The sequence below is a fragment of the Marinilabiliales bacterium genome, from assembly GCA_007695015.1.
Taxonomy (GTDB): domain Bacteria; phylum Bacteroidota; class Bacteroidia; order Bacteroidales; family PUMT01; genus PXAP01.
Genome location: REEN01000019.1, coordinates 1 through 25,464, shown reverse-complemented (window position 1 = coordinate 25,464; position 25,464 = coordinate 1). Strand labels below are relative to the sequence as shown.

Sequence of the window (25,464 nt, the reverse complement as noted above, 5' to 3'; positions counted from 1 at the left end):
TCTGCTGTCAGAATGCCTCCTGGGGCCGGCTGCGTCGAAGCGCCTCGAAATCAAATGCAAGGGAGAACCTGAGGGTGTTGGCAAGAGGGTGGTTCCTGAAAACAGGGATGACATAGGAGACGTCAAGTGCGAAAACATTCAGTTTCAATCCAATTCCTGTGGTGAAGTACTTCCTGTTGCCCTTGGTTTCATGCTCGTGATAATACCCTCCCCTGATGGCAAACTGGTTAAGGTACCAGTACTCCATTCCAAAAGAATAATATATCTCCCGCAGTTCCTCCCTCCAGCCGCCTGGTGCATCATAGAAGGACTGAAGCATTCCCATCGGTACCGAAACATTCGGGTCCATTCCCTTTTTAATTATAAAATTATTGTTCTCGTCCTGCTCCTGGGAATATATCGGGGGGGTTGGCACCAGGAGCTTGTTAAGGTCAAGTGCAAAGGCAAGGGTGTTGTACGGGTCAAGTTCCAGCTGGAGAAAGCTGCCTATTCCCATGTTTATCGGGATGAACTGGGGATTCTGGTCATCACCGTATGTAACCTTGTTCCCTATATTGGAAATGTTCATGCCCAGTCCGAGTTCACCCGGCAGGTCCGACACCCTGACATTATTCCTGTAATATGCCGAAACATCTGCTGCAAACGCCCATGCAGCCTTGGTGGCAGTACCCCCGACATATTGACCACCTGTTATATCCGACCTGATATACCTGAAAGCCAGTCCGCCGCTGAAGTTTTCAGAAAACAAACGCGAGTAGGCAACATCAAATGCAAATTCGTTTGGAGTAAACTGACCGTCGTACTGACCTGCATGGTTTGTGAATATTATCTCTCCCAGCGAAAAATAGGTGAGTGAAGCTGCAAGCACCTGCGAGTTATCTATCCGGGTATACCCTGAAAGATAGGCGAGATTTATGTCGGGGACAAGGTTTCTGAGCCATGGCGTGTATGAGAATGCCGCCCCGAAATCATTGTCAATGAAAGCGTATTTTGCCGGGTTCACATGCATGGAATATACATCCGGAGATGTTGCAATACCGGCATCACCTAATGCCCCGGCCCTTGAATCAGGTGTTATGGTGAGAAACATCATTGTTACCGGTACCAGATTAAGCTGTCTACCGGATAAATCATAATCATCATCTACATCCTGCGGGATTGCAGGTCCCGGGATACAAAACAACATCAGCAATGCCAGCAGTACAACAGACTTTTGAGCCATATCAGGTCTTGATTATTTAATGTTACAAAAATATAATAAAATTGGACACTGAAGCCACGATCCTTTTTTTTGGACCAGGCTGCGGGATTATGTTCAATTAATAACCGATCTAAACCCTATTTTAGTATAACAAGTTTTTCATATTTTTCTGCAATCTCTCCTTCACTGGTCCTGACCCGCAGCCGGTAAATGTATACCCCCCTGCCTATCCGGTCGCCATACTGATCAAGTCCGTTCCAGGATATCGGGTCGGGTTTAAAACCGGTAGTATTTATTGATCTCTCAATTGTTTTAACCAGCCTTCCCGAAACGGTAAAAACCTGGATCAGCACATCAAGTCCGGTCCCCGGATGATTATGCTCAAAGTGGAATGAGGTGTGCTGTGTGAACGGGTTGGGATAGTTAAATACATTTCTGAGGGTCAGCTTGTCAGATCCGGTAACATTGAAATCGAGAGAAGCCTCAGATGAGTTGTTGAAGACATCCCAGGCTTTCAGCCTGATGTTGTAGCTGCCTTCTTCAAGATTTTCAAACGGGTATTCTATGGTGCCGCTCTGATAGCTGTCAGTATCCGCCACATAATAGTCATTTAATATTATCTGCGTTGAAGGGTCGTTGTTCATCGTAAGGGTGATATCGTGCCCTATACTGCTTCCCATGGTGTTTATTCCGCTGCTGTCGGTCAGAAAAGCAAGAAGTCTTGGGCTCTGATTGGTTATACCACCCGGTACGAAATTGGGGTCATTCATGTAAAGTTTAATTTCCGGCCCTTCCTGATCTTCTTTTGCCTCCCGGTCTGATCCTCCGACAATAATGTTTTTGAAATACCCCGAGGCATCATTGGTCGCTGAGCTGGCGAAAGAACTTATTTTGCCGTTACCGAAATGATATGCAATGTCTTTCGGTACGATGAAGCTGAATTCAAAACTGCCTCCTGATACGGTTGACCTTCCTTTATAAATAATGTTGTTTCTCATCCTGTAGCTGAAGGGTGTGGCACCATCATTGCCCAGCGTTGTGTTCAGGGTGGTCTTGTCGTATACTGTATGGTATATAAAACCATCAAAATTTTCCAGGTGGTTGCCCAGCTCGTCTTTAATTGCTCCTGTAACGCTTACTTTACCCATGGCCCTTAGTGTATCAGGCTCACCTGATGCCGGCATGCCGTTGACCGAGGTAATTTCCACACTGTGCTTTGGAATTGCCATTTTCATTGAAGGATCGCCAAGAAGCGCAAAGTTCCTTTTGTTTATGCCCGTACCGGAATTTATTTTGGTGAGTCTCATTATGTCACCAAGTCTCATTTCGCGACCGTTCTGTTCAATATCAAGTGCAAAGCGGTAGAAATTCTGGTTAAGAAAGAAATTTGGTGTGGCATAGACCAGCCTGGTGGTTGAGTAGAGTGCTATTGCTCCGCCGTTGGGGTTGAGCAGGAGCATTTCGCCGGCGCTTGTACGGTCATGATTGTCAAAACGGCTGAATTCACAGGTTGCGGTCATGAATACCGGGAGCCGGTCACGATTGGTCCACGACATCACATCGTTAATGTCAATAATATTCTCGTCGGCCAGCCTGAGTTCATTTCCATGACCCATATAATTCATAATCAGGGCTCCCCTGCGTATCCTTTCTGCTATGTACCGGTTCACGTCAGGATACCTCTGTCCCAGAGAAGTTCCTATTTTCGGCCAGGCATCCAGGTATATCTTGTCAATATTGTATACCGGATAATTGTTTTTAACACCTTGAGCAATAATGTCGGAGTCCCGCATATGTATATTATTATCGCCGTCATCACCAATGAAGCAGAGAACATTCTGCCAGTCACCCTTTTTGTCAGGTGTGTTGTAACCGATTATTTTGCTCAGTACGGCCTGAGCCTGGTCTGCCGTTGTAACCGGCAACCTTCCAACTCCTATATCCATGAGCCCTGTAAACTCACCTTCGTCATCATCCAGCAGTCCGAAGAAGTCGTCGCTTACAAAGGACTGTGTAGGCCTGATGGAGTTGGGGGACTGGTACGTCGGGATGAAATTCATTTCCGAGGGGTTGCCCGCTCTGTTATCATAGGAGCCGTTTCCGAAAAGCAGAAGGTACCTGACCATATTACTTTCATCATCAGCCCTGTCATACAGCATTTTCATGAAATCCCTTATAGCCGAAACATCGGGCATTCCTGATGAAAATTCGTTGTATATCATTTCGGGCGTAACCACCACCACCTCCAGCTTATCATGCACCCTGCGGTGATCAGCGAGCTTATTGGCATGGCTGAGGAAAAGAGGGTGCGATACTATTACCATATCGGCAGATCTTATACCATGAAGGTTCTGGTTGGGTATGGTGCCGATTATTTCCGGCGCGGAAAAACCGGTATTATCAAAGGCAATATATTGATTGAGCCGGCTTGTCTCATCAGTGAAGGTCGTCACGTTTCCTGAAAAATCTGTTTCAAGCTCAGAAATATCTGCAGGGTCACTTATGTCCCAGATCCTGACCCCGGAACTACTGCCGGAGATCCTGAACTCAGATATGCTGCCATCGCCGACCGATTGGGTATCTCTGAAATGAAGCTGATTTCCGGTCATTCTGAGTGACCTTCTGACATTGATCAGCAGGTAATCGAGCCATCCTTCAGCCGATGGGGTGGGCTGACTGTAACTTACATTGAGCTCGATGTCTGATCCCCGGACTGCCATATTGAAAGTACTTTCCCTTATAGATACATAATCGGAGATAACGCTGCCAATGCTTACAGGGGGCATTATGATCTGGTCTGATTCACCGTTGCCGGCTGTGATGCTGAAGGAAGAAGAAACCGGTGACCTCGCTGCCGCCCTCCATCTGACGGTTGCCTCCCTCCCTGTTGCAATACCGGGGAAGCTGAAAGAGAAATTGTAATTTCTGACTACCCTGAAATGTTCACCAAACCATTCCCTGCCTGATTTAAGGAGGTTAACATTGTTTTTCTCGTGAAAGTCATAATCGTCAAACTCGTTTATTGCCGAGGAGGGTGTGCCCGCCTGCCGGGGTTTTTTTGTAATTCTGGGTTTACCCGATGCGGACGATGTTATAAAGTAAAAGGTCCCGTCTGAGTAAGGGTGGATATTATGTTCAAAAAGTCCTGATGCTTCATTGAAATTCCAGCTTACCGGTCCCTGACCGTAAAAAAGAATGTAGTCGCCGGGACCAAATGTGCTGCCGGAAGCGATGCTCATGTATATACGGTTCTCAATAAGGTCATCGGGCCTGGGCCGGTTGTTCATCTTGGGGAGCTTCCTGTTGCCGTTCCCGAAAATCCTTACATTTTGCGGGGAATTAATTCCCATTTCAATAAGATCTTCATAGGTCAGCTTGTATACCCCGTCGCTGGTTGTCTTAATTTTCACCCAGTTTCCGCTGCTTAATACCGAATTCCAGGTATAGCTCCTTGCCGGGGAAGCAATTTCTGTTTTAACTGGTTCTTCGCGGGTAAAGCGGTATGTAAAAGAGACCAGTTTCTCAGGTCTTCCGGTGGCCCGGTTCAGCCTTACCGGTATAAATGATATATTCAGGACAGGTTCACGGCGCGTAACATTCCACTCCTGGGTAATGATTATTTCGTCGGATAGTTCGTTAACATTAATCAATCCGGCCATTTCATTGTCACCGGGATCCTCATATCTCATATCAGTCAGTTCGGCTTTGTACCCGGGAGATATCCCCTGCACCCTGAGCAGCTCGTTGTATACCGGCGTTCTTGCTTCTCCCTCAGTCGATCCGATCCATTCAATTTTGGAATAAGGCTCCTGCCTTATGATACCGGAAGGCTGTTCAGTGGTATCGGACAGGTTTTGGGATGAAGGCCAGCTGATTTGTCTTGATTGATTCTGAGGCTGGGAGTAAACCGGCAGTGAAAGCAAGAACAAAAGAAATATAAGGAATCTTGGCATACCGGTACAATGATTTATGAAAAACGCCGGCCGGTTTGGTTCGTGGCTATGCGCCCGCTATTCCGGATATGGCGATAAATTTGACAAAATATTTGTTTAAACGGAAACAATTTTGCTATTATTGTCGTAATAGGTTTAAAGCCTTGATTTCCGTAAACTCAGACATATAAACAACATGCAGTCACAAAAACAGATTTCAACACCTCTCAAAAAAAAATATCATTTTGTGTATTAACCAAAAGAATTATTTATATTTGACATTGCGAATATAACATAAACAGCTATGAAATTAAGAACCATATTGTCGCTCCTGATTTTGGCGGTGATTATTTCTTCCTGCGGTATGCTGGGAGGAAGAAGGACCGATGTTTCCTCCACTACGGGATGGCGCTACAATGATCCGGAGATGGGAGGATTTGAAGTAACTCAGCTTTATGAGCAGGAGACGGGTCCCGGCCTGGTGTTTATTGAGGGCGGAACCTTTACCATGGGACGCACCCAGGAGGATGTAATGTATGACTGGAACAACATCCCCCGAAGAGTGACTGTCAGTTCATTCTATATGGATGAAACTGAAGTTTCCAATGTTGATTACAGGGAGTATCTTCATTGGTTAAGAAGGGTTTATATTGATTATCCTGAAGTTCACAGGGAGGCTTTGCCTGACACCACCGTGTGGCGGAGCCCGCTTGGTTACAATGAGCCATATGTAGAAACATACTTCCGTCACCCGGCTTTTAATGACTATCCGGTGGTCGGAGTAAACTGGCTACAGGCTAATGACTATTGTATCTGGCGTACCGACCGTGTAAACGAGATGATCCTGATCAGGGAGGGATTTATTGAGTGGGACCCCAACCAGGTTAATGAGAACAACTTCAATACAGAGGCTTATCTTGCCGGACAGTATGAGGGTCTTGTTCTCCAGAACCTTCCGTCCTTGTCACCCGAAGGCGGAGAACGCAGGATAAGGCAGGAAGATGGCATCCTGCTGCCAAAATACCGGCTTCCGACCGAGGCCGAATGGGAGTTCGCAGCAGTGGGTCTGATCGGCAACACATACGAGGAGCGGATATACGGCCGCAGGATATATCCATGGGACGGGCACCATACCAGGAATGATTCCAGGAGGCACCTGGGTCAGATGAGGGCCAATTTTGTCAGGGGACGTGGCGATTACATGGGTGTTGCCGGGCATCTTAACGACAATGCTGAGATAACAGCGCCGGTGAGATCTTTCTGGCCAAATGATTACGGTCTCTATAATATGGCAGGTAATGTAAATGAGTGGGTGCAGGATGTCTACAGGCCCCTTTCCCACCTTGATGTTGATGAATTCAGGCCTTTCCGCGGTAATGTTTTTACAAAGCTGGTGGTTGACGAGGAGGGCAATGTAGCTGAGAAAGATCATCTTGGGAGACTCAGGAGAGAGCCCATTACGGAAGAGGATGCATTCTCGAGCCCCAATATTACCGAGGCCGACAACATAAATTTCCGTGACGGCGATCATATTTCCAGTCTTGCTTTTTCAGATGATGATCCCGGTGAGCACAGGATGTATTCGCAGCGCGAAGGTGATTTCTCCACTCTCATAAGTGATGAGGTAAGAGTATATAAGGGCGGATCCTGGAGAGACAGGGCCTACTGGCTTTCTCCCGGGACCAGGAGGTTCCTGCACCAGGAGGAATCAAGAGATGACCTGGGTTTCAGGTGTGCCATGAACCGGGTGGGAGGACCTATAGGAAATTAAAGGAATACAGTTTTTAACATCATAGAGAAAACCTCATTTGATTGAATGGGGTTTTTTTATTATTAATTGCATGTCTGTTAAAGCATTATATGATATTTTCCAGCGGTCGGAAGGCGTCACGACTGACAGCCGCCATGATATCCACGGGAAACTGTTTTTTGCCCTGAGGGGAGAGAGGTATGATGGACACGCTTTTGTGAGGCAATCGCTCGAAAAAGGCTGTTACAGGGCTGTGATCGATGATGAGCGATATGCTGCAGACGAAAGGACGGTTAAGGTAGATAATGTCCTTTCATCTCTCCAGGCACTTGCGGCATATCACCGGAAAAGGTTTGATATTCCTGTGATTGCAATAACAGGTTCGAACGGGAAGACAACCACCAAGGAACTTATGCGTGATGTTTTAGGCAGGTTGTTCCGGACACTTGCAACTGAGGGGAACCTGAACAACCATATAGGTGTACCGCTTACTCTTTTAAGGTTGCGAAAGGAACATGAGATTGCAGTTATTGAAATGGGAGCCAATCATATTGGCGAAATTGATTTGTTGTGCCGGATAGCCCGGCCTGATCACGGACTTATAACCAATATAGGCAGGGCCCACCTGGAAGGTTTTGGATCGCTGCAGGGGGTATTCCGGGCCAAGGGTGAGCTTTTCAGGTACCTTAAATCCACAGGAGGCAAAGCGTTTGTCAACAATGATCAGGATCTGCTGTCAGATCTTGCCAGGGAGCTTGAGCTTGATGCCATATATTACGGCAGCAGCGGTTACTGCAATGTGAGGGGAAGGCTTACAGAAGATGGGCCGGGAACCGGGTTGGAGGTTGCTGCTGGTAATCCCCCCTCTGTTTACAATGTAAAAAGCAGTCTGGCAGGATCCTACAATTTCGAGAACATACTCGCCGCAGTATGTGTGGGTGACCATTTCAAGGTTCCGCCTGATCAGATCATAAATGCGGTAGGCGAATACATTCCCGGCAATAACAGGTCACAGATCATGCAAACAGCCCGGAACAGGATCCTTCTTGATGCATATAACGCCAACCCCGACAGCATGAGATCTGCCCTGCTCAATTTTACCCTGCAACCCGGAGAAAACAAATCGGTTATACTTGGCGACATGCTGGAACTAGGACGTTATGAAGAGGAGGAGCACATGGAGATAGTAAGGCTTATAAACGGCCATAATTACAGGGAAGTGATACTTGTGGGATCTGCTTTCAGCAGGATACCTCTTCCCAAAGATTATATCCATTTTGAAAACACCGGGTTGCTTATTGAATGGCTTGCAAAAAACCCTGTACGCGACCGGTTCGTTTTGCTTAAGGGCTCAAGGGGTATTGGACTGGAACGGTGTCTCCCGCTGCTTTAGCAGGGGTCTGCAAGCCTTACTCGGTGATAAACTCAGGGAGCTTTGCCGAAACCTTCCTCAGCGTTACATTCAAGCAGCCATGCCAAAAATCTTCTTCAGCGTTACATTCAAGCAGCTATGCCGAAAATCTTCTTCAGCGATGCATTCAAACAGCCTTGCCAAAGGCCTCCTTCACCAGGCAGCTTCAGACAGCCTTGTCCTTGTTCTGGTAAAGGAACCTCTTTATCTTCTGTGTCGGGGTTTTCTCAAAGGGGGACTGCTGTTCGATAATCTTATTAATCCTTGAGAACTTGTTGACCTCCTTATTAACCTTTTGCCTGATCTCGTTGAGCTTTTCACTGATGAATTCGTTCATCTGCAACTGCATGTTCCTGGCGGATTCCCTTACCTCATTATAATATTTTTCGAGCTCTTCGTAGTTAAGGTGAACAAGGGCCACCAGCTTCCCCTTCATCTCGTAGACCACCGACTCAAGAACCATTGACTGGTTATTGATCAAGGCTTCGATCTCTTCGGGATAGATATTCTCACCGCTCGGACCGAGAACCATGTTTTTAAGCCTGCCCCTGATATAAAGGTAATTGTCTTCGTCAAATGCTCCCAGGTCGCCTGTTTTGAACCATCCGTCATCAGTGAAGACCTCTTTTGTCTGTTTCTCGTCTTTGTAATAGCCCATCATCACGTTGGGCCCTTTTGCAACAATCTCTCCTTCTCCGGTAACCGGGTTGGGATTGTCGATCCTGATCTGCTGGCCGGGAAGGCTGAAGCCGGTGGACTGGAAACGGGTGAGTGATGGCTTGCATCCGGCCAGCAGGGGAGATGTCTCGGTCAGACCATAGCCGATAGCATAAGGGAAACCTGCATCACGCAGGAATTGTTCCGTCTCGGCTCCCAGCTTGGCCCCTCCAATACCGAAGAAGTGCAGCTTGCCACCGAATGTTTTGTATATCTTTTTTCCGGCAAGTTTATGCAGCTTACGCCTGAAAAAGGGCTTGTGGAACAGTGCCCTCATAATTGGTGATCCGGTAAGCTTCGGCAAAACCTGCAGCTTGTAAATCTTTTCGATGATCAGCGGCACGGTAAGCATCATTGTGGGTTTAACCACCTGCATGGCAGGAACAAGAATGCTGGCCGTAGGTGGTTTTTCAAGGTAATAGACAGAAGCGCCGTTCATCATTGGTATTATAAAACCAATGGTACACTCATAAGTATGTGACAACGGAAGGACAGACAGCATCCTGTCGCCAGGTGTCACCTGCTGGATATGCCCGGTATTAACCGCGTTTGAGACCAGGTTCCTGTGGGAGAGCATAACTCCTTTGGGGTTGCCTGTTGTTCCGGATGTGTATAATATTGCCGCAAGATCATCCTCCTCCGGCTCCCCGGTTTCTTTATTATCAAAGATTCTTTCCGGTTCCGGACTCCACTGCTCCTTTGTTTCTGTTACCAGCAGATTACCGGTTTCGTTAACGACATCGCGGTCGGCCAGATCGAGTGTGTCGGCAACAAGCACGGTGTGCAGAGAACCGGGGATTGAATTTCTCAGTTTGGACGCCAGCCGGTCAGATACTATTATCGCACTGGCCTCTGAGTGCTCCAGGATTCTTTTTATCTCCCTTTCGTTGAAGTCGGTGAGGATGGGCACTGTAACAGCGCCCATAGATGTAATTGCAAGGTAAGATACACCCCAGTTGGGCATGTTCTGGCTCAGGATGGCAACCCGGTCTCCCTTCCTTACTCCTTTGGAATGCAGAAGATGGGATATCTCTCCGGCTATTGTAAAGATATCGCTGTAGGTATAGGGATCCTGCCCCACAAATGATAGCGCCGGTCGCTCTGAGTAGTTTTCCCTGCTATTAATCAGTAATTCGGCAAGTGTTAATTTCTTTGGTATGCTCATTTGATTATGTTTGTTTCTGTTATTTTGCCTTCCGGGTCTGATCTGGTTTCATTGTATTTTGTGGGAATACAGTGCAAAAGTATATAAAAATATCGGCTACTGGCGGGGTTGGTCGAGATATTTCCGTAAAATTCACCCACATATTGCATAAATAAACAATGCCCTCAATTAAAACGAATTGGCATTATATTTGTTTCTATAATTTGATACTTTTTATGTGTTAATTATTATTAAAACAGTGTTGTCGGGTCGTATTCCGGCATATGATCAATTATTTTTGTGAAACAATTTGCTTGCTATACCGTATTATTTATTCATACAGACCTGTAAAAGGTTTAAGGTGACTGCGCCGGTTCAACTATAACAAAAAAATTCAATCTATTATGAGACTTTTTATGACAATATCCATCACTTTGCTCCTGGCAGTCTCAGCAATATCACAGGAGAAACAGGGGCCTTTCATTGTGTTTGACCGTGAGCTGCATGACTACGGCCAGATATCGAGTGATGAGGTTCCTGAAGGCAAGCTTGGTTTTGTTGTATATAATAACGGCAACCAGCCACTTGTTCTTTCGAACGTGAGGGCCTGTTGCGGGACAAGGGTAAATGACTGGACAAAAGAACCCATTGCCCCGAGTGACAGCGGATATGTAGAGGTTGAATTCAGAATTGTGCCGCGGCCGCACCGGATAAGGCGTACGGTTACCATCCAGTCAAATGCTGCCAACAGGCAGACTGCCATACTGCGAATCCAGGGTGAAGTTATTGATCCTGAAGGGGACCTTACTTTACAGGACGATTAGTCCTGTCCGGCGCTAATTTGTGCGCCATTCTCTCTCTTCTTCAGGCTTATTATCAAGAACAGTTTCAATCTTTGAGCTAACTTCATCTGTAATAAGTGCTACCACATCCAGCGCCTTCATGTTGTCGTCAATCTGTCCGGGCTTTGAGGCCCCGGTGATTACAGTGCTCACGAACCGGTTCTTCAGGCACCAGGCGATTGCCAGCTGAGGCAGGCTGACACCCAGTTCATCTGAGATCTTCGCCAGTCCGGCAGCTTTCCTGATCTTTTCCTGTCCCTGCTTTGACTCGAGATGTTCCCGCAGCCAGTCATACTCTTTTAATGCCATACGGCTGTCGTCAGGTATTCCGCCTGCGTATTTGTTGGTCAGGATACCTGAAGCAAGCGGGCTCCAGATGGTAGTGCCGAGTCCGATATCATCGTATAACGGCCTGTATTCAACCTCCACCCTCTGCCTTTTGAACATGTTGTACTCAGGTTGTTCCATAACCGGCGGGATAAGTCCGTTACCCCTTGCAAAATGCCATGCATCCTTGATCTGCAGGGCGCTCCACTCGCTGGTGCCCCAATAGAGGGCCTTCCCCTGCCTTATAACCTGGTTCATCGCCCATACCGTTTCTTCAACGGGAGTTTGCCTGTCCGGTCTGTGGCAGAATATCAGATCGACGTATCCGGTCTGAAGACGACTGAGTGCCGCATCGGTTCCTTCAATGATATGCTTCATTGAGAGACCCTGGTCATTGGGACCGTCGCCTCCCCAGAATATTTTTGTTGACAGCACCAGGTCGCTCCTGTTCCATCCGGTTTTTTTGAGAACTTCGCCCATGATGGTCTCAGACCTGCCGCCGGCATACTGCTCGGCATTATCAAAGAAGTTCACACCGTGATCATAGGCTTTTGTCATTAACTTCAATGCCTGCGAGGTGTCTGCCTGGAAGCCGAATGTGACCCATGATCCGAATGAGAGGGCCGACACCTTCAGCCCTGATCTGCCTAAAGATCTGTACTCCATCGCTTGTTTGTTTTTAATGTTCATTTAACAATTCGGGACTCTGCCCCGGGATTACTATTCAGCTCTGCTAATACTCACTGTTGCAGGTAAGCCGGAGAGTTCCGTTGAAGGTTACCTGTCCGGCTCCCATATATTTTTTCTATCACCTTTCAATCTCGAACTCAGGATATTTATGGGGCATTTCATCCCGTGGGCCCTTATCTCTGAGGTACCAGTCAAACCACTCCATGGTCCTCACGATATAGTCGAGCCTGTTGGTGTTCTTCGCGTTGCCATGCCCTTCGCCCGGATACCAGATAAGTCTCACAGGCGCTTTCCCGTGAAGCTTCAGCTTCCTGTAAAGCTCAAGTCCCTGCGAGGGCGGCACCCTGGGATCTTCCGTTCCATGCAGTATAAGTGTCGGGGTAACACTTCCCGGAGCATATTTGATGGGACTGGCCCCCCACACCTTTTCAGGCTCCTCATGTGTCCAGAAGCCCCAGTGAACCAGGTAGTCCTCCCACGGGATATCGGTGGTGTTTCGCTTGGATACCTGGTTGCTGATCCCTACAAAAACAACAGAAGCAGCGAACCTATCGGTGTGACGGGTTGCCGACCAGGCTGAAAAATAACCGCCGTAGGAGCCTCCGCCGATACCGACACGGTCCCTGTCAACATATCCGATATCGATAAGATGGTCGATCCCGTCAAGAACATCGTCATACTCTTTACCAACCAGGTCGCCAAACCCTTCCATGGTGAAGTCCACTCCCCGTCCCGAACCTGCCCTGTAGTTAGGCATGAAGAAGAAATAACCGCGGGCCGCAGCCACCTGGCCCCAAATACTGTAGCGCGTTACCCATCCGTTCTGGTTGGCCGCCTCGGGTCCGCCATGTATATAGGTGATCACAGGGTATGACTTCCCGGGCTCATACCCGACAGGGTAGATAAGTACCGATTCGATGTCAAGCCCGTCCCTGGCATTGTAAACCATCATCTCCTGCCGCCCCATATCCTTGCCGGCAAGCCATGGATTATGATCGGTCAGTCTATCAAGGCTCCCTGTACCAAGATCAAAGAGGTGCAGCTCGTTCGGGTGCTCAGTTGTGTTCCCCGAAAGGGCAATAATATCTCCTGAACGGCTGAATGTGCGGAATACCAGTCTCCCGCCCTCAATCAGGACCCGTCTTTCAGGTGCGGCGGTCTCATGCTCGCTAAGCACCATGTCTACCCCTTCTTCGGAGACATAGAGCAGGGTGTTGTTATCTTTCCAGGCGGCATTGATTATCGATGCCCTCATTCCTTCGGCATAGTTCCTGAGCTGCGTGAAGGTCCTGTTCTCAGGCACATTGGCTATAAAGAGGCTGCCAATGACTGCATCGTGGATGTGTGAGGCTGCCACAAAGGCTATCCTGCTGCCGTCGGGGCTCCATGCCATCCGGCCCAGCTTGCCCGGAACCTCAATCAGCATTGTTTTTTCTCCATTTTCGAGGTTGACCAGGTATATGTCCTTGAACATGAAGGAGTAGTCGACGAGGTTCTTTTCAGCGATTGCGGCGGCGGCATAGCGACCGTCAGGGCTGACAGAGTATTCAAAAACCGTTACTCCGCTGGTTACCTGACGGTGCTCATGCGTTTTGAGATCATAAACATAAAGGTTCATGTCAAGGTACTCTTCCTCATAAATCTCAGCATCAAAACCCATCTCCAGCAGTCTTGCTTTTTCCGGGTCCTGTCCCGATGCGGCAACGAAGGTCAGCAGGTCTTTGCCGGCAAACTCATATGATCCGACCGACCTCTCAAACCGGGTCAGCTGCTCCGGTTCACCACCTTCAGGGGCAATCGCAAAAATCTGGAATCCTGAGGCATGCGGACCGGTATACCTGAAGGCCACCCTGCCATCAGGGGTCCATGAGAGTGAGAATAACCTGTTGGTCCCGGTAATAAGGGGTGTAATCTCACCGGTTGAGATGCTGTAGACATAAAGCTCCCTGTAATCAGGTCCCGGACTGCCGGTGAAAGGCCGCGGAACATTGACCGTGTAGGCAATGTGCTGTTGGTCTGGTGAAACGGCTGCCTCGGAGACATCCTTAAGGTTAAAAATGTCGTAGGGTGTCATTCCCTGGCCATCAGCAGCCGGAGTAATAAATGACAGAACAAGCAATGTAATTAATGCAGCCAGTTTTAGTTCATGAAGTTTCATATTGGTTTCTGTTTTGTTTTGTTCTGGGATATTTCCCTGTACCTGGAGAATGATAAAGATATTGCAATCTGTCATCTTTGCAAAACATCGGGTATTGGTATTTTGTGTCTGCGTATTTTTGCTGCTGCCGGTTAATTCCTGTATCCTTGACTTTTGAGCCAACCGGAGTAATTTTTAAGTAAATAATTGCACCCCCCTGCTTCGGAATAAAGAATATATTGAGTTATTTTTGGGAAATATTCAATATGAAGGTCTTGCCGGTAATGAATTGATATATGGAAACTATACCCAATGCTTTTTTTGAGCTTGCTGCAATACTCATTATATCTGCGGTGGTAGGCCTCCTGGGGAGGATCCTTCGTCAACCCCTGATTGTGGCCTTCATTGGAGTGGGCATACTGGTTGGGCCGTGGGGACTTGACCTTCTTGAGTCGATAGATAAGATACACCTTCTTGCAGAGATAGGTATCGCAATCCTGCTTTTTGCGATCGGTCTAAAGCTCGATCTTACCCTGATCAGGTCAACGGGAAAGGTAGCGCTTCTGACCGGGTTGGGGCAGGTACTGTTTACATCATTCTTCGGGTATCTCATTGCCATTGGCTTCGGCTTTTCGCAAATGACTGCTTTATATGTTGCAGTGGCACTTACTTTCTCCAGTACCATTATAATAGTCAAGCTTCTGTCGGACAAGAAGGAGATTGATTCTCTCCATGGCCAGATTTCAATAGGGTTCCTGATAGTACAGGATATTGTTGTGGTACTGGCAATGATCATGCTTTCGGCTCTTGGCGCTAAATCTGCCGGTAGTCCGGCATTTGACATTATCCTGGTCATGCTGAAGGGCCTTGGCTTTCTGGCAATGGTCGGTCTGCTGATGAAGTTTGTTTTACCCCGGCTTGTCAAGCTTATGGGGAATTCACAGGAGTTATTGATCCTTTTTGCAATCTCGTGGGCTCTTACTCTTGCTGCTGTGGGTGACTGGCTCGGGTTCAGCAAGGAAGTCGGAGCATTCCTGGCCGGTATATCCCTTGCATCGACCGAGTACCGTGAGGTAATAAGCGGGAGAATGACAACCCTGAGGGATTTCCTGCTGTTGTTCTTCTTCATCAACCTGGGGGCAGAACTGGATCTGTCTCTGATAGGAGAGCAGATAAGGCCTGCGATAGTATTTTCCCTTTTCGTGCTTGTCGGCAACCCCGTAATTGTGTTGATCATCATGGGGCTTATGGGATACAAGAAACGTACATCATTTCTGGCAGGCCTTGCTGTTGCGCAGATTAGCGAGTTCTCGCTGATACTTGCGTCACTTGGTCTGCAGCTCGGTCACATTGATGACAATACGATGGGGCTTATCACCCTGGTAGGGCTTATCACAATAGGACTTTCTACATACCTGATTATTTACTCTCACCAGATCTTTGATGTTCTTTCTCCGCTCCTGGGCATATTTGAGAAGAAGGATCCTTTCCGCGAAAGCAGGATCAAGCAGCTTGAAGAGAAACAGTTTGAGGTCCTGGTGATAGGACTGGGCAGGTATGGGAATAATATTGCCAAAAGCCTGGAAAGGGCCGGAAGAAAAGTCATGGGGGTGGATTTTGATCCGGGTGCCGTAGAAAGGTGGAGAAAGAAAGGACGCACTGCGGTCTTTGGTGATGCTGAAGATCCTGACCTTCCGGAACAATTGCCAACCAAAAAGATAAAGGTGGTGATAAGCACACTTACAGATTTTGAAATAAACCTGCACCTGCTGAAGATTTTCAGGCATCAAAAATATGGCGGACGGATCGTGCTTACCCAGCATCATGCAGGGAATGCAAAGAAACTGATCGATGCCGGGGCAGACATGATACTTTTCCCCTTTGTTGACGCTGTAGGAACCGGATTCCTGTCCAAACTGGAGGATTGCTTTGTCGGGGAAGGATCCTGCTCAGATAAGAAGAACGGTGCTTCCGGCAGAGATTGATTTAAATTTATTGCTAACGTTTTATATGCATTATGAAGGTTAAAAATACAATTAGGTTACTGCTCCTTGCCTTAATGGTTTTCCTGCCTGCCAGGCATCTTTTGTTTGCTGAAAACAGCTTTGGGATTACCGACCTTGCCAGAAGACTCGAAGCACATGTATCTTTTCTCGCTTCAGACTCTCTGGAGGGAAGGGGGCTTGGTACTGAGGGCAAGATCATTGCCAAGCATTACATTGCCGAGGAGTTCGGATCAATAGGCCTTCAACCGCCCGGCGATGATTATTTCCAGCATATGGACCTGCGGATAGGCCTTGCAAGGGTGCCCGCCACCAATGTGGTGGGATACCTGCCTGGTTCAGACCCTGTTTTGAAGGATGAGTTTATCGTGATAGGCGCACACTATGACCATCTTGGTTACGAGTACAGGAACGGTGAGCGGATCATCTATCCCGGAGCCGATGACAATGCCTCGGGAACGGCGGCAATGATTGAGCTTGCCCGCCATTTTGCCGGCAATCCCGGCACATTCGGGCGCAGCATTATTTTTATTGCATTTGATGCCGAGGAGAGCGGACTGCTCGGAGCCGAAAGGTTCTTGCAGGACATTGAATATTTTGATACGGAAAAGATCAGGATGATGTTCTCACTTGATATGGTCGGAATGTATGAGGCAAACAACGGGTTGCACCTCAGGGGGATCGGGACCCTGGAAGGGGGTATTGACCTTGCACGGGAGGTCGCGGTATTACATGGCCTGGATTTGTCGCGTGTCACATCTGAGATAGAGGCGCGGACTGATACGCGGCCGTTTGGTGAGGCGGGCATACCTGCGGCACAGGCCTTTACAGGACTCAAGTCGCCCTATCATAAGCCCGGTGACAGATACGAACTTTTGGACTATGATGGGATGGCCCTTATTACAGATTATCTTGGTACATTGGTTGCAGAGATGTCGGTTATGCCGGATTTGATGCCCTCTGCGAGATTTGCAAGGCACATGAGTCCCTGGGGTATCCGCCTGCACTCGGGAGTTCTCGCACATCTGGGTTCTACTCATCACAGGTATCCCGATGAATTCTTCCAGGCTGACGGCCTCTTTGCATTTGCAACAGGATTGTTTTTCAGGATGCAGTTCGGTCAGAAGTTTGCTCTGCAGTCGGAGTTACTCTATGACTTCAACGGAAGCCAATCTCAGTGGGGTAAATACAGGCAACACTCACTGACATTGCCTTTGAATCTCCACCTTTATATGGCCGGTGACGACGGGGGACTGGTCAGGGCCTATCCGATTGCCGGCGGGTATTTCAGACACAGCTTTGCCGGAAGTGATGAAGGTATTGGCCCTGATTTCGGCAATTTCCATCCTTCACAGGAGTGGGGGCTCAATTTCGGTTTTGGAATGGAGGTAATGAAGGTCCAGGTAGCTTATACCTGGCGAATTGGTCTTACGGATATTTCGAACATACAGGGTACCCGTGTATATAATACCGGTGGATATTTTACCATGGGCTACAGGTTTTAGAATTTAAAATAAAGCATTTCCAGATTATGATGAATTACCAGTACCGGATAGTTTATTTAATGACCTGCCTTTTTGGTTTAATGCTGTCATTGTCGTTTCAGGGTTGCAGAGAGGCTGAACCAGGTGTATACAGTTATCCTGCAGTTCCCGGGTTAGCAACAAGCGATAAGTATACCGTAATCGTTAACGGAGTTGAGATATGGACAGAAAAGTTCCGGACATCAATGGATATTGAGAGTCTGCCGGAATGGTTTACATCCAGGCCCTATACATCTGTCCAGCAGGAGGTTCATTTTGCCAGCTTCTCATCTGAAGGAGAGATCAGCGTATCTGTTAAAGTACCCGGCGACATTTCCATTGCCACGGTACGCCCTTCCGGCAGGGGCATTGAGCCGGAGATCAACGGGAATGTGCTGAGTTTTACACTTCAGGGCCCGGACAAGCTTTATATTGAAGTTGATGATCTCCCTCCTCTCTGTTTTTTTGCTAATCCTGCTGAGGAGGAGGTGCCTTCTGCTGATGACCCCGGCGTAATTTATTTCGGCCCCGGCCGTCACCATCCCGGTTATATCACGTTGGCCGACAACCAGACCCTCTATATTGCCCCGGGAGCGATTGTTTACGGTGGGATCAGGACCGACGGTGCGACCAATATCAGGGTAACCGGCAGGGGAATTCTTGACGGGGCATTTGAGTATGACCGTATGGTGAGGGTCGACAACTCTGAGAACGTACTCTTTGAAGGGATAACCATCAGGAACGGCCGGGGATGGATCAATACCGTTACAGCCAGCAGGAATGTGAAATATGATGATGTAAAGGTGGTTAGTTTCGGGCCCAGCGGCGACGGCATCAATCCCGTGGGTTCGCAGAATGTAACAATAAGCAACTGTTTCTTCCGGTGTACCGATGACTGTGTTGCGATCAAGTCACCCCAGCCAGATCATGTAGTTGAAGACATTCTTATTGAGAACAATACGATGGTTGGATTTGCATTCAGCGACGGGGTTACTATTGGCTTTGAGACCCGAGGCCCCTACATCAGGAATGTAGTGGCAAGGAACAACGACATACTTCTCTCAAGGGGCGGCAGCAGGGTTGATGGCCACAGCGGCTTCAGCATAGTTTGTGACGGACCCTCCCTGATAATCGATATCCTGTTTGAAGATATAAGGGTTGAACAGGCCGACGAGAAACTGTTTGAACTGATCATAACCGAAGGCCGGAGATATGGAGATGACCCCCCGGGTAATATACGGAACGTTACTGTCAGAAATGTTACATGGTTTCATGAAGGGCCCGTTTCCCTCGAGGGATTCGGTGAATTGAACAATATCTCCGGTGTATTTTTCGAGGACTGCTTTGTTGACGGCCGGCCACTTTCAGAGATGGCAGAGAGGGTTTTGCATATTGGTCCGTTTGTCGAAGATGTAAAAATAGTTAATTACGGGTCCTCCATCTCTCCCAGGTGACAGGACAAGGGTAGTCGGCGTATTACACTAATAACAGCTATTCAGCTTATGCCCTCCAGGGCCGGTCACGTTTAATATCGCCGTTTAATATCTCACAGGCGATATTTACATCATCAACCATCTGAAAATCGTACATGCCGGCACATACAAAATCAGCCCCGTTCTCAAATGCATACCTGAAGCCATCTCTGGGGTGGATGGCTCCGGCTGCCAACACCTTGAAGGCAATGAAGGGTTCAGGGAGCTGTTTCATGTAATTAATGGTCTTTGCGGGGTCATAGCAGTAAAGGTTGTCATGCCACTGGGGGTGTCTTGCCGACCAGTAGTTGTGGTGATGCAGGGTCTTCATCCAGAAATCGGTTTCCAGTCCGGCTTCCACACATGCCTTGATTGTTTCGATCCTGTGGGCGCCAATGCCGCAAATCACTCCCCTGCTCTTAATATAATCCATCACCTTTGCAATTGCATCAACATTGCCCCGCTCCATATAGTAATCGGCCGTTTCACCCTGTATGTAGCAGGCAACCGCTCCCGTATCTATTGCTCTTTTGATGCTGTCCATATACTGATCGAAAGGCATGGGACTGGCTCCCTTTGCATCGTAAACCAGCCCAGCACAGTCTGATATAAACTGGATCCTGCCTATGCCTCTCTTCCAGTATTCTTCAATAAGCGAGCACAGTATCGGGTTGGTAAGCAATGTGTTCACCCCGCACCTCTCTGCAAGATACAGGGTTGCAAATATTTTCTCTTTCTGGTGGTATGCCTTGACAAGCTGCGATACATATATCAGGTCGCGGCTGTGTGCCCAGCCTGAAAGAAGGTTCCCTCCCAGTATGAGCCGGCTAAACTCCCTGTCTTTTATCAGTGCTTTGGATATAGGTTCACTCAGGTCATTAAGGCTGGCTACATCAAGTATTTTGGCGCTTGCACCGGTCATTGCGTCCACCAGGTTCTGCTCCTCGTAGCTCTTCCATCTTTTCATCTTCAGGAATGCCAGACCGAATGCCCCCATGAAAGGCAATGTTGCCAGTCCCCGCAACAATGTGCGGCGGTCAAGTGTATAGTTTGGTGCCGGTTCACCAGGTGTGCCGGTCTCATCAGTTGTGCCGGTCTCATCAGGGGTTGTCCTGACCTCCATTTCCATTCTCCTGTTGCGGTTTGCTTTGAAAAAATGCGCCAGTCCGATATACCTGCCGGTGGGGATAAGGGCAAGGAGGAGGAGAGCGAAAAACTGCACCATGTTCTTGTCCACTATCAGGTAATTGCCCTCAGTAACAACACCCATTCCCACCCCCACAAGCGGCGGATTGGCCAGCCAGTATAGCCCGATCAGGGCCATACCGCATATGGCCGCTGCCCTGTCAAGAATTCCAATGAATAATGCACAACCGATCAGTATAAGCCCTGCAATATTGATAATATCAACTATGGCCAGTGCCAGTGCGTTGCCGGCTATCCAGTGGAATGCCGGGGCGAATATCCAGGCCGATATTGAGAGAAAACCGGCCGATGTCCACTCAGGGGTCAGCGCCTTTGACAGTCCTTCATACAGTAGGTGCCAGGCAATCACAATCCTGAGTGCCACCAGGGCATAAAGCCCGAATTTGCCGGTCTTTGCGTATCTATTATCCATAAGCAGAGTTTTATTTACAGCTTTAAAAGTAGATATTACAGCTTTAAAATACAAGGGCTGCTTTTTACAGAATAAATAAATTGTTAGTTTAGCCGTACTATACAATTCTTACCAAATACTTGTAAATTATGACCAGGATCCTTGTGTTTATTGTTACATTCCTGCTGATCAATGCATGCAGCGGGACCAGTCAGCGATCTGAAGATTCAGAAACCCCTCCCAAAGTTGAATTCAGGCCGGAGGATGAAGGATTCAGCATGTACCTCGATGGTGAGCCCTTTTTTATCAAGGGTGCTGTAGGATGGGATTTTCTTGAAGAGCTCGCTGCAAGTGGCGCCAATTCTTTGCGGACTGGCCCCAGACTACTTGATGAAGCTTACAGGCTTGGGTTCAAGGTTCTTGTAAATCTGCCGGTGAGAGCCGAAAGGGATGGTTTTGACTATAATGATAAAGAGGCGGTAAAGGCCCAGTATGAAAGGGTTAAGAGTATTGTTGAAGAGAACAAAGACCATCCTGCCATCCTGATGTGGGCAATAGGAAACGAACTCGACCATATACCGGGCAACCTGGATTATAATCAAAAAGTCTGGGATGCAGTGAACGATATTGCTGCCATGATAAAGAGGATAGACCCTGTACACCCGGTACTTACTGTTGTCGGGGTGGGAGAGAGGGAAAAGAGAAAGTTTGAGGTCATAAGGGAGCGGTGTCCCGATCTTGATCTGCTTGGCATCAATGGATACGCCGATATAATGAATGTGCCCGGGTGGCTCAGGGAGTTCGGCTGGGACAAACCCTATGTGGTTACCGAGTGGGGACCTTCCGGATGGTGGGAGGTGCCGCGTACAAGCCAGGGGGTTGTTATCGAGGAGACCAGCTCAGAAAAGGCCACGGTTTACAGGGAAAGGTATGAGAATGTAATACTTGCCGATCCGCTTTGTGTTGGGTCATACGTGTTTTTGTGGACAAGCAACAGGCAGGAGAGGACTCATACCTGGTTCAATATGTTCCATAACGGTTTAAGAACACAGACAGTCGAGGTGATGCAGTATATGTGGACGGGTGAATGGCCTGATAACCTTGCACCCCGTATCGAATCCCTTACTATCGACGGCAGAATGGCCACCGATGATGTTGTACTTGCAGCCGGCAGCACTGCAACGGCCAGGGTTGTTTGTCATGATCCCGATGGCGATGAACTCACATATGAGTGGGAGCTGCTCCCTGAACCGGAGAAGTTTGCCCCCTATGCAGGACAGGGAGAGACAAAACCCGAGCCTGTTGAGGGGTTCCTGAAGAGTGCCCCTGAGAATGAGATCATTTTCGAGGTCCCCCCGGACGCTGGCCGTAATTACCGTCTGTTTGTATATATTTACGATGGCAATGGCAATGTGGCCAATGCAAATATCCCTTTTTTCGTAAACAGGTAAAAAAGTCAACAGAATTCTTTTAAGAACTAATAAAACAAACGATATGAGCAGAGCAGAACAATTTTTGAAGACACACAAGCTAAGAGCAGAAGATGTAGATATTGATACCCTTATCACTGACTTTACCGATGAGATGGAAAAGGGGCTGACAGGGGCGGAGGGCTCCCTCCGTATGATACCGACCTATATAGAGGCAGACAATGAGTTCCTTAAAGAGGTGCCGGTACTGGCCATCGATGCGGGGGGCACCAACTTCAGGGCCGCTCTTGTAAAATTTGACAAGTCGGGCCGGCCTGAGCCCTTTGAGATCGTAAACCGGGGTATGCCCGGGCTTGACGGTGAGATTTCGGCAAGCGAGTTCTTCGGGACCCTGGCTGATTATATCAGGCCGCTGGCCGAGCAAGCTGACCGGATCGGTTTCTGTTTTTCTTATCCCACAGAGATATTGCCCGACAGGGACGGCATACTCCTGCAGTTCTGCAAGGAGGTGCAGGCTCCCGAAGTGGTGGGGAAGCTTGTGGGAAAAACATTGCTGCAGACCCTTGGAATGCCCGAAAAACCGATAGTGCTGCTGAATGACACTGTTGCAACCCTCCTGGCAGGCAAATCAGAAAGCTTCGGCAGGTCATACAGCTCCTTCATAGGTTTTATACTGGGAACAGGCACAAACACCTGTTATATTGAGAGCAACTCTGCAATCAGGAAGAACCGTGAGCTTGACAACACCAGGAGCCAGATAATAAATATAGAGTCGGGCAATTTCTCCAGGGCGCCCCGTACCTCCCTTGACGTTGGTTTTGACAACACCACCGGGAACCCGGGTAATTATTCCTTTGAGAAGATGTTTTCAGGTGGGTATTTCGGTCCCCTTTGCCTCCATGTGCTTAAGGAGGCTGCCGGAGAGGGGCTGTTTTCTCCTGAAGCTTCAGAAAAGCTGGCAAAAGTTGAAAAGCTCTCTTCTGAGGATGCCGGCCTCTTTGCTGCGGGCATAACGGGCAACAGCAATGTTCTGGCCGGATGCTTCACAGGCAGGGAGGACGCTGAAGCCTGCCGGGCGATAATCGACACCCTGGTCGACAGGGCTGCAAAGCTTGTTGCTGCAAATCTCGCCGCGGTAGTCCTGAAATGCGGCAAAGGTCAGTCACCCGATAAACCTGTGATGATGACCATCGAGGGCACCACCTTTTACAAACTCCACAATCTGAAGCAGCGTTTTGAAGGGTATTTCAGTGATTACCTTACCGGGGAAAAGAAACGGTACGTTGAATTTACCGAAGTGGACAACTCCAGCCTGCTCGGGGCAGCGCTGGCCGGGCTGATTGAGTAGCCGGCCGCTAATACACATTTTCGGGCAAAGGCTGCTCCGGGTGCTGCAATGACCCCGGACAGGAAAATTACTATCTACCAGGAAAAAAGGATCATGATGGGGAGGGCTGCAGTGACCCCGGGCAGCAAGGTTTTTGTGCATTATGTAAAAGGATTATAATGAATAAAGTCTCAGTGATTTCATTTACAGGTTACCCGGAATCTGTTGCCAGGGCATTTGATGAGATCAGGGCTGCCCCGGTGCTGGCTAAGCAGCATAAAATCCTGATCAAACCCAATCTTGTTGATGACATACCATTCCCGGTTACTACGCCTGTTGATTGTGTCGGAGCTATTATTGACTATTTACGCTCTGTGAGCGGCGCAGAGATAATAGTTGCTGAAGGCAGCGGGGGAGAAAAATCAACCGGAGAAGTATTCGCAGCGCTGGGTTATACAAGGCTGGCTGAAGAGAAGCAGGTCAGGCTGGTGGACCTGAATGAAGAGCCGCTCACCAGGTTAGAAATTCCCACATGTAAAATATTCAGGGAGTATTATATTCCCCAAATTGCGATGGAGTATTTTATTATAAGCGTACCGGTGCTGAAGGCGCACTCCTTTTCAACTGTTACATTATCGCTGAAGAATATGATGGGATTTGCTCCTCCTTCTCATTACCAGGTTGGAGGATTCTGGAAAAAATCGTTTTTCCACAACCGCATGGATGAGTCGATAATCGAGATGAACATGCACCGAATGCCCGATCTTACATTGCTTGACGCCACTGTCGGCATGCCCGATTATCATCTTGGCGGAAGTCATTGCGACCCGCCCGTAAACAAAATAGTTGCCTCATTCGATGCCCTCGAAGCCGACAAGGAGGGTGCCCGGCTGCTTGGATTTGACTGGAAAAGAATCGGCCACCTGGCAGATTTCAAAACAGAATGAACCCTTTGTGAGTTGTGGCATCTAAATATTATAGCTATTGCGGTAAAACAGGTCATAGAATCAATAGTAAAACATAAGTGCTGATGAATTCACCGAAAAAGATAGGTGTTGTCTATTCCATACTGCTGTTCCTGATACCAGGTATCATTTTCTGGGTCCATCTTAACCATACCATTCCATTATTGACAATGGTCTTTGGATTGAGTGCATATGCGGCCTGGTTAATCTCAGGCACATTTTTACTATTTATGCCCTTATTTATCCTGACTCTTCTTTTGATGAAAAGTGACGGATACTCATTGGACCGTAAAACTGTCCTTGAACGTTTGAGGATCAAAAGGATCACCAAAAATGACTGGCTCTGGATTATTACCGGTTTCCTGGTTGCGGTTGTATTGATTGGTTTGATTGTTTCCTTTTTGGTGATAATGCCCCTGGGTATTGATATTGCTGACCTTAAGAACATTTCCCCCATAGAGCCGGAAAGGCTTGCCGGCCGGGAACGCTTTTTCCTGCTGTTATTGCCCCTGTTTTTCTTCTTCAACTATGTTGGCGAGGAGATATTATGGCGGGGTTACATCCTCCCGAGGCAGGAGGTGGCATTGGGCAATTATGCATGGATTTTCAACGGGGTGTTGCATGGGGTCTTTCACTTGTCTTTTGGCCTGCTTGTCAATATTGTTGCTTTGCCTTTGTTGCTGCTGGTGCCGCTTGTCACGTATAAAACCAGGAACACCAGCACGGCAATTGTGATTCATTTCATAATGGGAGCCCCGATGCAGATAATGGTGGTATTTGGAATAATATCATGATATTATTCAGTCCCTCGCAGCCTTTATAATCTTCAACATGGCATTGATCGCCGAGCTGTGGCCTCAACCACCCTCTCCCGGGTCCATGCTTCGTCATTGCCACTGAAAAGGCTGGCATCTGCCTTTTTACCGTTTGCCAGCCGTTGAGAAAAATAGTCGGGAATTCCTGAAGTATTCGAAAGCAGATGTTTCACGGTAATTT

The 25,464-nt window shown here is 48.1% G+C and carries 17 protein-coding genes; 11 read left to right on the top strand and 6 right to left on the bottom strand.

What is annotated here, in order from left to right; translation table 11 throughout:
* Positions 1 to 7: 7 nt before the first annotated feature.
* On the bottom strand, positions 8 to 1,222 hold the full coding sequence (locus EA408_00600; GenBank protein TVR75258.1) for a hypothetical protein: 1,215 nt from the start codon (positions 1,220 to 1,222) through the stop codon (positions 8 to 10).
* A 116-nt stretch (positions 1,223 to 1,338) separates the two neighbouring features.
* Complete coding sequence (locus tag EA408_00595) at positions 1,339 to 5,154, bottom strand: hypothetical protein (GenBank protein TVR75257.1); 3,816 nt, start codon at positions 5,152 to 5,154, stop codon at positions 1,339 to 1,341.
* A 283-nt stretch (positions 5,155 to 5,437) separates the two neighbouring features.
* Between EA408_00595 and gldJ the strand changes: the two genes are divergently transcribed.
* The 3 genes from gldJ to EA408_00580 all read left to right on the top strand — a co-directional run bounded on the left by gldJ (position 5,438) and on the right by EA408_00580 (position 8,488).
* Positions 5,438 to 6,904 carry a gliding motility lipoprotein GldJ gene (gene gldJ, locus EA408_00590; protein ID TVR75256.1) on the top strand — a complete coding sequence of 489 codons (1,467 nt, stop codon included), beginning with the start codon at positions 5,438 to 5,440 and terminating at the stop codon, positions 6,902 to 6,904.
* A gap of 70 nt (positions 6,905 to 6,974) precedes the next feature.
* The gene (locus EA408_00585) at positions 6,975 to 8,276 is read left to right on the top strand and encodes a UDP-N-acetylmuramoyl-tripeptide--D-alanyl-D-alanine ligase (GenBank protein TVR75255.1); all 1,302 of its coding nucleotides are present in this window, start codon (positions 6,975 to 6,977) and stop codon (positions 8,274 to 8,276) included.
* Positions 8,258 to 8,488 (top strand): hypothetical protein, encoded by a 231-nt coding sequence (locus tag EA408_00580; GenBank protein ID TVR75254.1) that lies wholly within the window; start codon positions 8,258 to 8,260, stop codon positions 8,486 to 8,488. The genes EA408_00585 and EA408_00580 overlap by 19 nt, the downstream gene beginning before the upstream one ends.
* On the opposite strand, the gene EA408_00575 is transcribed toward EA408_00580, so the two are convergent.
* On the bottom strand, positions 8,461 to 10,176 hold the full coding sequence (locus tag EA408_00575; GenBank protein ID TVR75253.1) for a long-chain fatty acid--CoA ligase: 1,716 nt from the start codon (positions 10,174 to 10,176) through the stop codon (positions 8,461 to 8,463). The genes EA408_00580 and EA408_00575 overlap by 28 nt on opposite strands.
* Before the next feature lie 383 nt (positions 10,177 to 10,559).
* Between EA408_00575 and EA408_00570 the strand changes: the two genes are divergently transcribed.
* Positions 10,560 to 10,979 carry a DUF1573 domain-containing protein gene (locus EA408_00570; GenBank protein TVR75252.1) on the top strand — a complete coding sequence of 140 codons (420 nt, stop codon included), beginning with the start codon at positions 10,560 to 10,562 and terminating at the stop codon, positions 10,977 to 10,979.
* 12 nt (positions 10,980 to 10,991) lie between these two features.
* Here EA408_00570 and EA408_00565 read toward each other — a convergent pair whose 3' ends face one another.
* Positions 10,992 to 11,990, bottom strand: a complete 999-nt coding sequence (locus tag EA408_00565) for a voltage-dependent potassium channel subunit beta (GenBank protein ID TVR75276.1) — start codon at positions 11,988 to 11,990, stop codon at positions 10,992 to 10,994.
* Between the two features lie 142 nt (positions 11,991 to 12,132).
* Positions 12,133 to 14,334, bottom strand: a complete 2,202-nt coding sequence (locus EA408_00560; GenBank protein TVR75251.1) for a S9 family peptidase — start codon at positions 14,332 to 14,334, stop codon at positions 12,133 to 12,135.
* A 113-nt stretch (positions 14,335 to 14,447) separates the two neighbouring features.
* On the opposite strand from EA408_00560, the gene EA408_00555 reads away from it, so the two are divergent.
* The 3 genes from EA408_00555 to EA408_00545 are packed head-to-tail and all read left to right on the top strand — an operon-like array spanning position 14,448 to position 19,131.
* Positions 14,448 to 16,136, top strand: coding sequence for a sodium:proton exchanger (locus tag EA408_00555; protein ID TVR75250.1), 1,689 nt, complete (start codon positions 14,448 to 14,450; stop codon positions 16,134 to 16,136).
* 32 nt (positions 16,137 to 16,168) lie between these two features.
* Complete coding sequence (locus tag EA408_00550; protein TVR75249.1) at positions 16,169 to 17,659, top strand: M20/M25/M40 family metallo-hydrolase; 1,491 nt, start codon at positions 16,169 to 16,171, stop codon at positions 17,657 to 17,659.
* Positions 17,660 to 17,685: 26 nt separating this feature from the next.
* A complete protein-coding gene (locus EA408_00545; GenBank protein ID TVR75248.1) occupies positions 17,686 to 19,131 on the top strand; it encodes a hypothetical protein in 1,446 nt (481 codons plus the stop codon).
* A gap of 46 nt (positions 19,132 to 19,177) precedes the next feature.
* Here the strand turns inward: EA408_00545 and EA408_00540 are convergent, their stop codons facing one another.
* Positions 19,178 to 20,767, bottom strand: coding sequence for a hypothetical protein (locus tag EA408_00540; GenBank protein TVR75247.1), 1,590 nt, complete (start codon positions 20,765 to 20,767; stop codon positions 19,178 to 19,180).
* A gap of 128 nt (positions 20,768 to 20,895) precedes the next feature.
* Between EA408_00540 and EA408_00535 the strand changes: the two genes are divergently transcribed.
* From EA408_00535 to EA408_00520, 4 genes are all read left to right on the top strand, one after another.
* The gene (locus tag EA408_00535) at positions 20,896 to 22,197 is read left to right on the top strand and encodes a hypothetical protein (GenBank protein ID TVR75246.1); all 1,302 of its coding nucleotides are present in this window, start codon (positions 20,896 to 20,898) and stop codon (positions 22,195 to 22,197) included.
* Between the two features lie 43 nt (positions 22,198 to 22,240).
* Entirely contained in the window at positions 22,241 to 23,524 is a 1,284-nt protein-coding gene (locus EA408_00530) for a hexokinase (GenBank protein ID TVR75245.1), read from the top strand.
* 158 nt (positions 23,525 to 23,682) lie between these two features.
* Positions 23,683 to 24,450: a DUF362 domain-containing protein gene (locus EA408_00525; protein TVR75244.1), complete on the top strand. Its 768-nt coding sequence runs from the start codon at positions 23,683 to 23,685 to the stop codon at positions 24,448 to 24,450.
* 83 nt (positions 24,451 to 24,533) lie between these two features.
* The gene (locus EA408_00520) at positions 24,534 to 25,262 is read left to right on the top strand and encodes a CPBP family intramembrane metalloprotease (protein TVR75243.1); all 729 of its coding nucleotides are present in this window, start codon (positions 24,534 to 24,536) and stop codon (positions 25,260 to 25,262) included.
* The last annotated feature ends 202 nt before the right edge of the window (positions 25,263 to 25,464 follow it).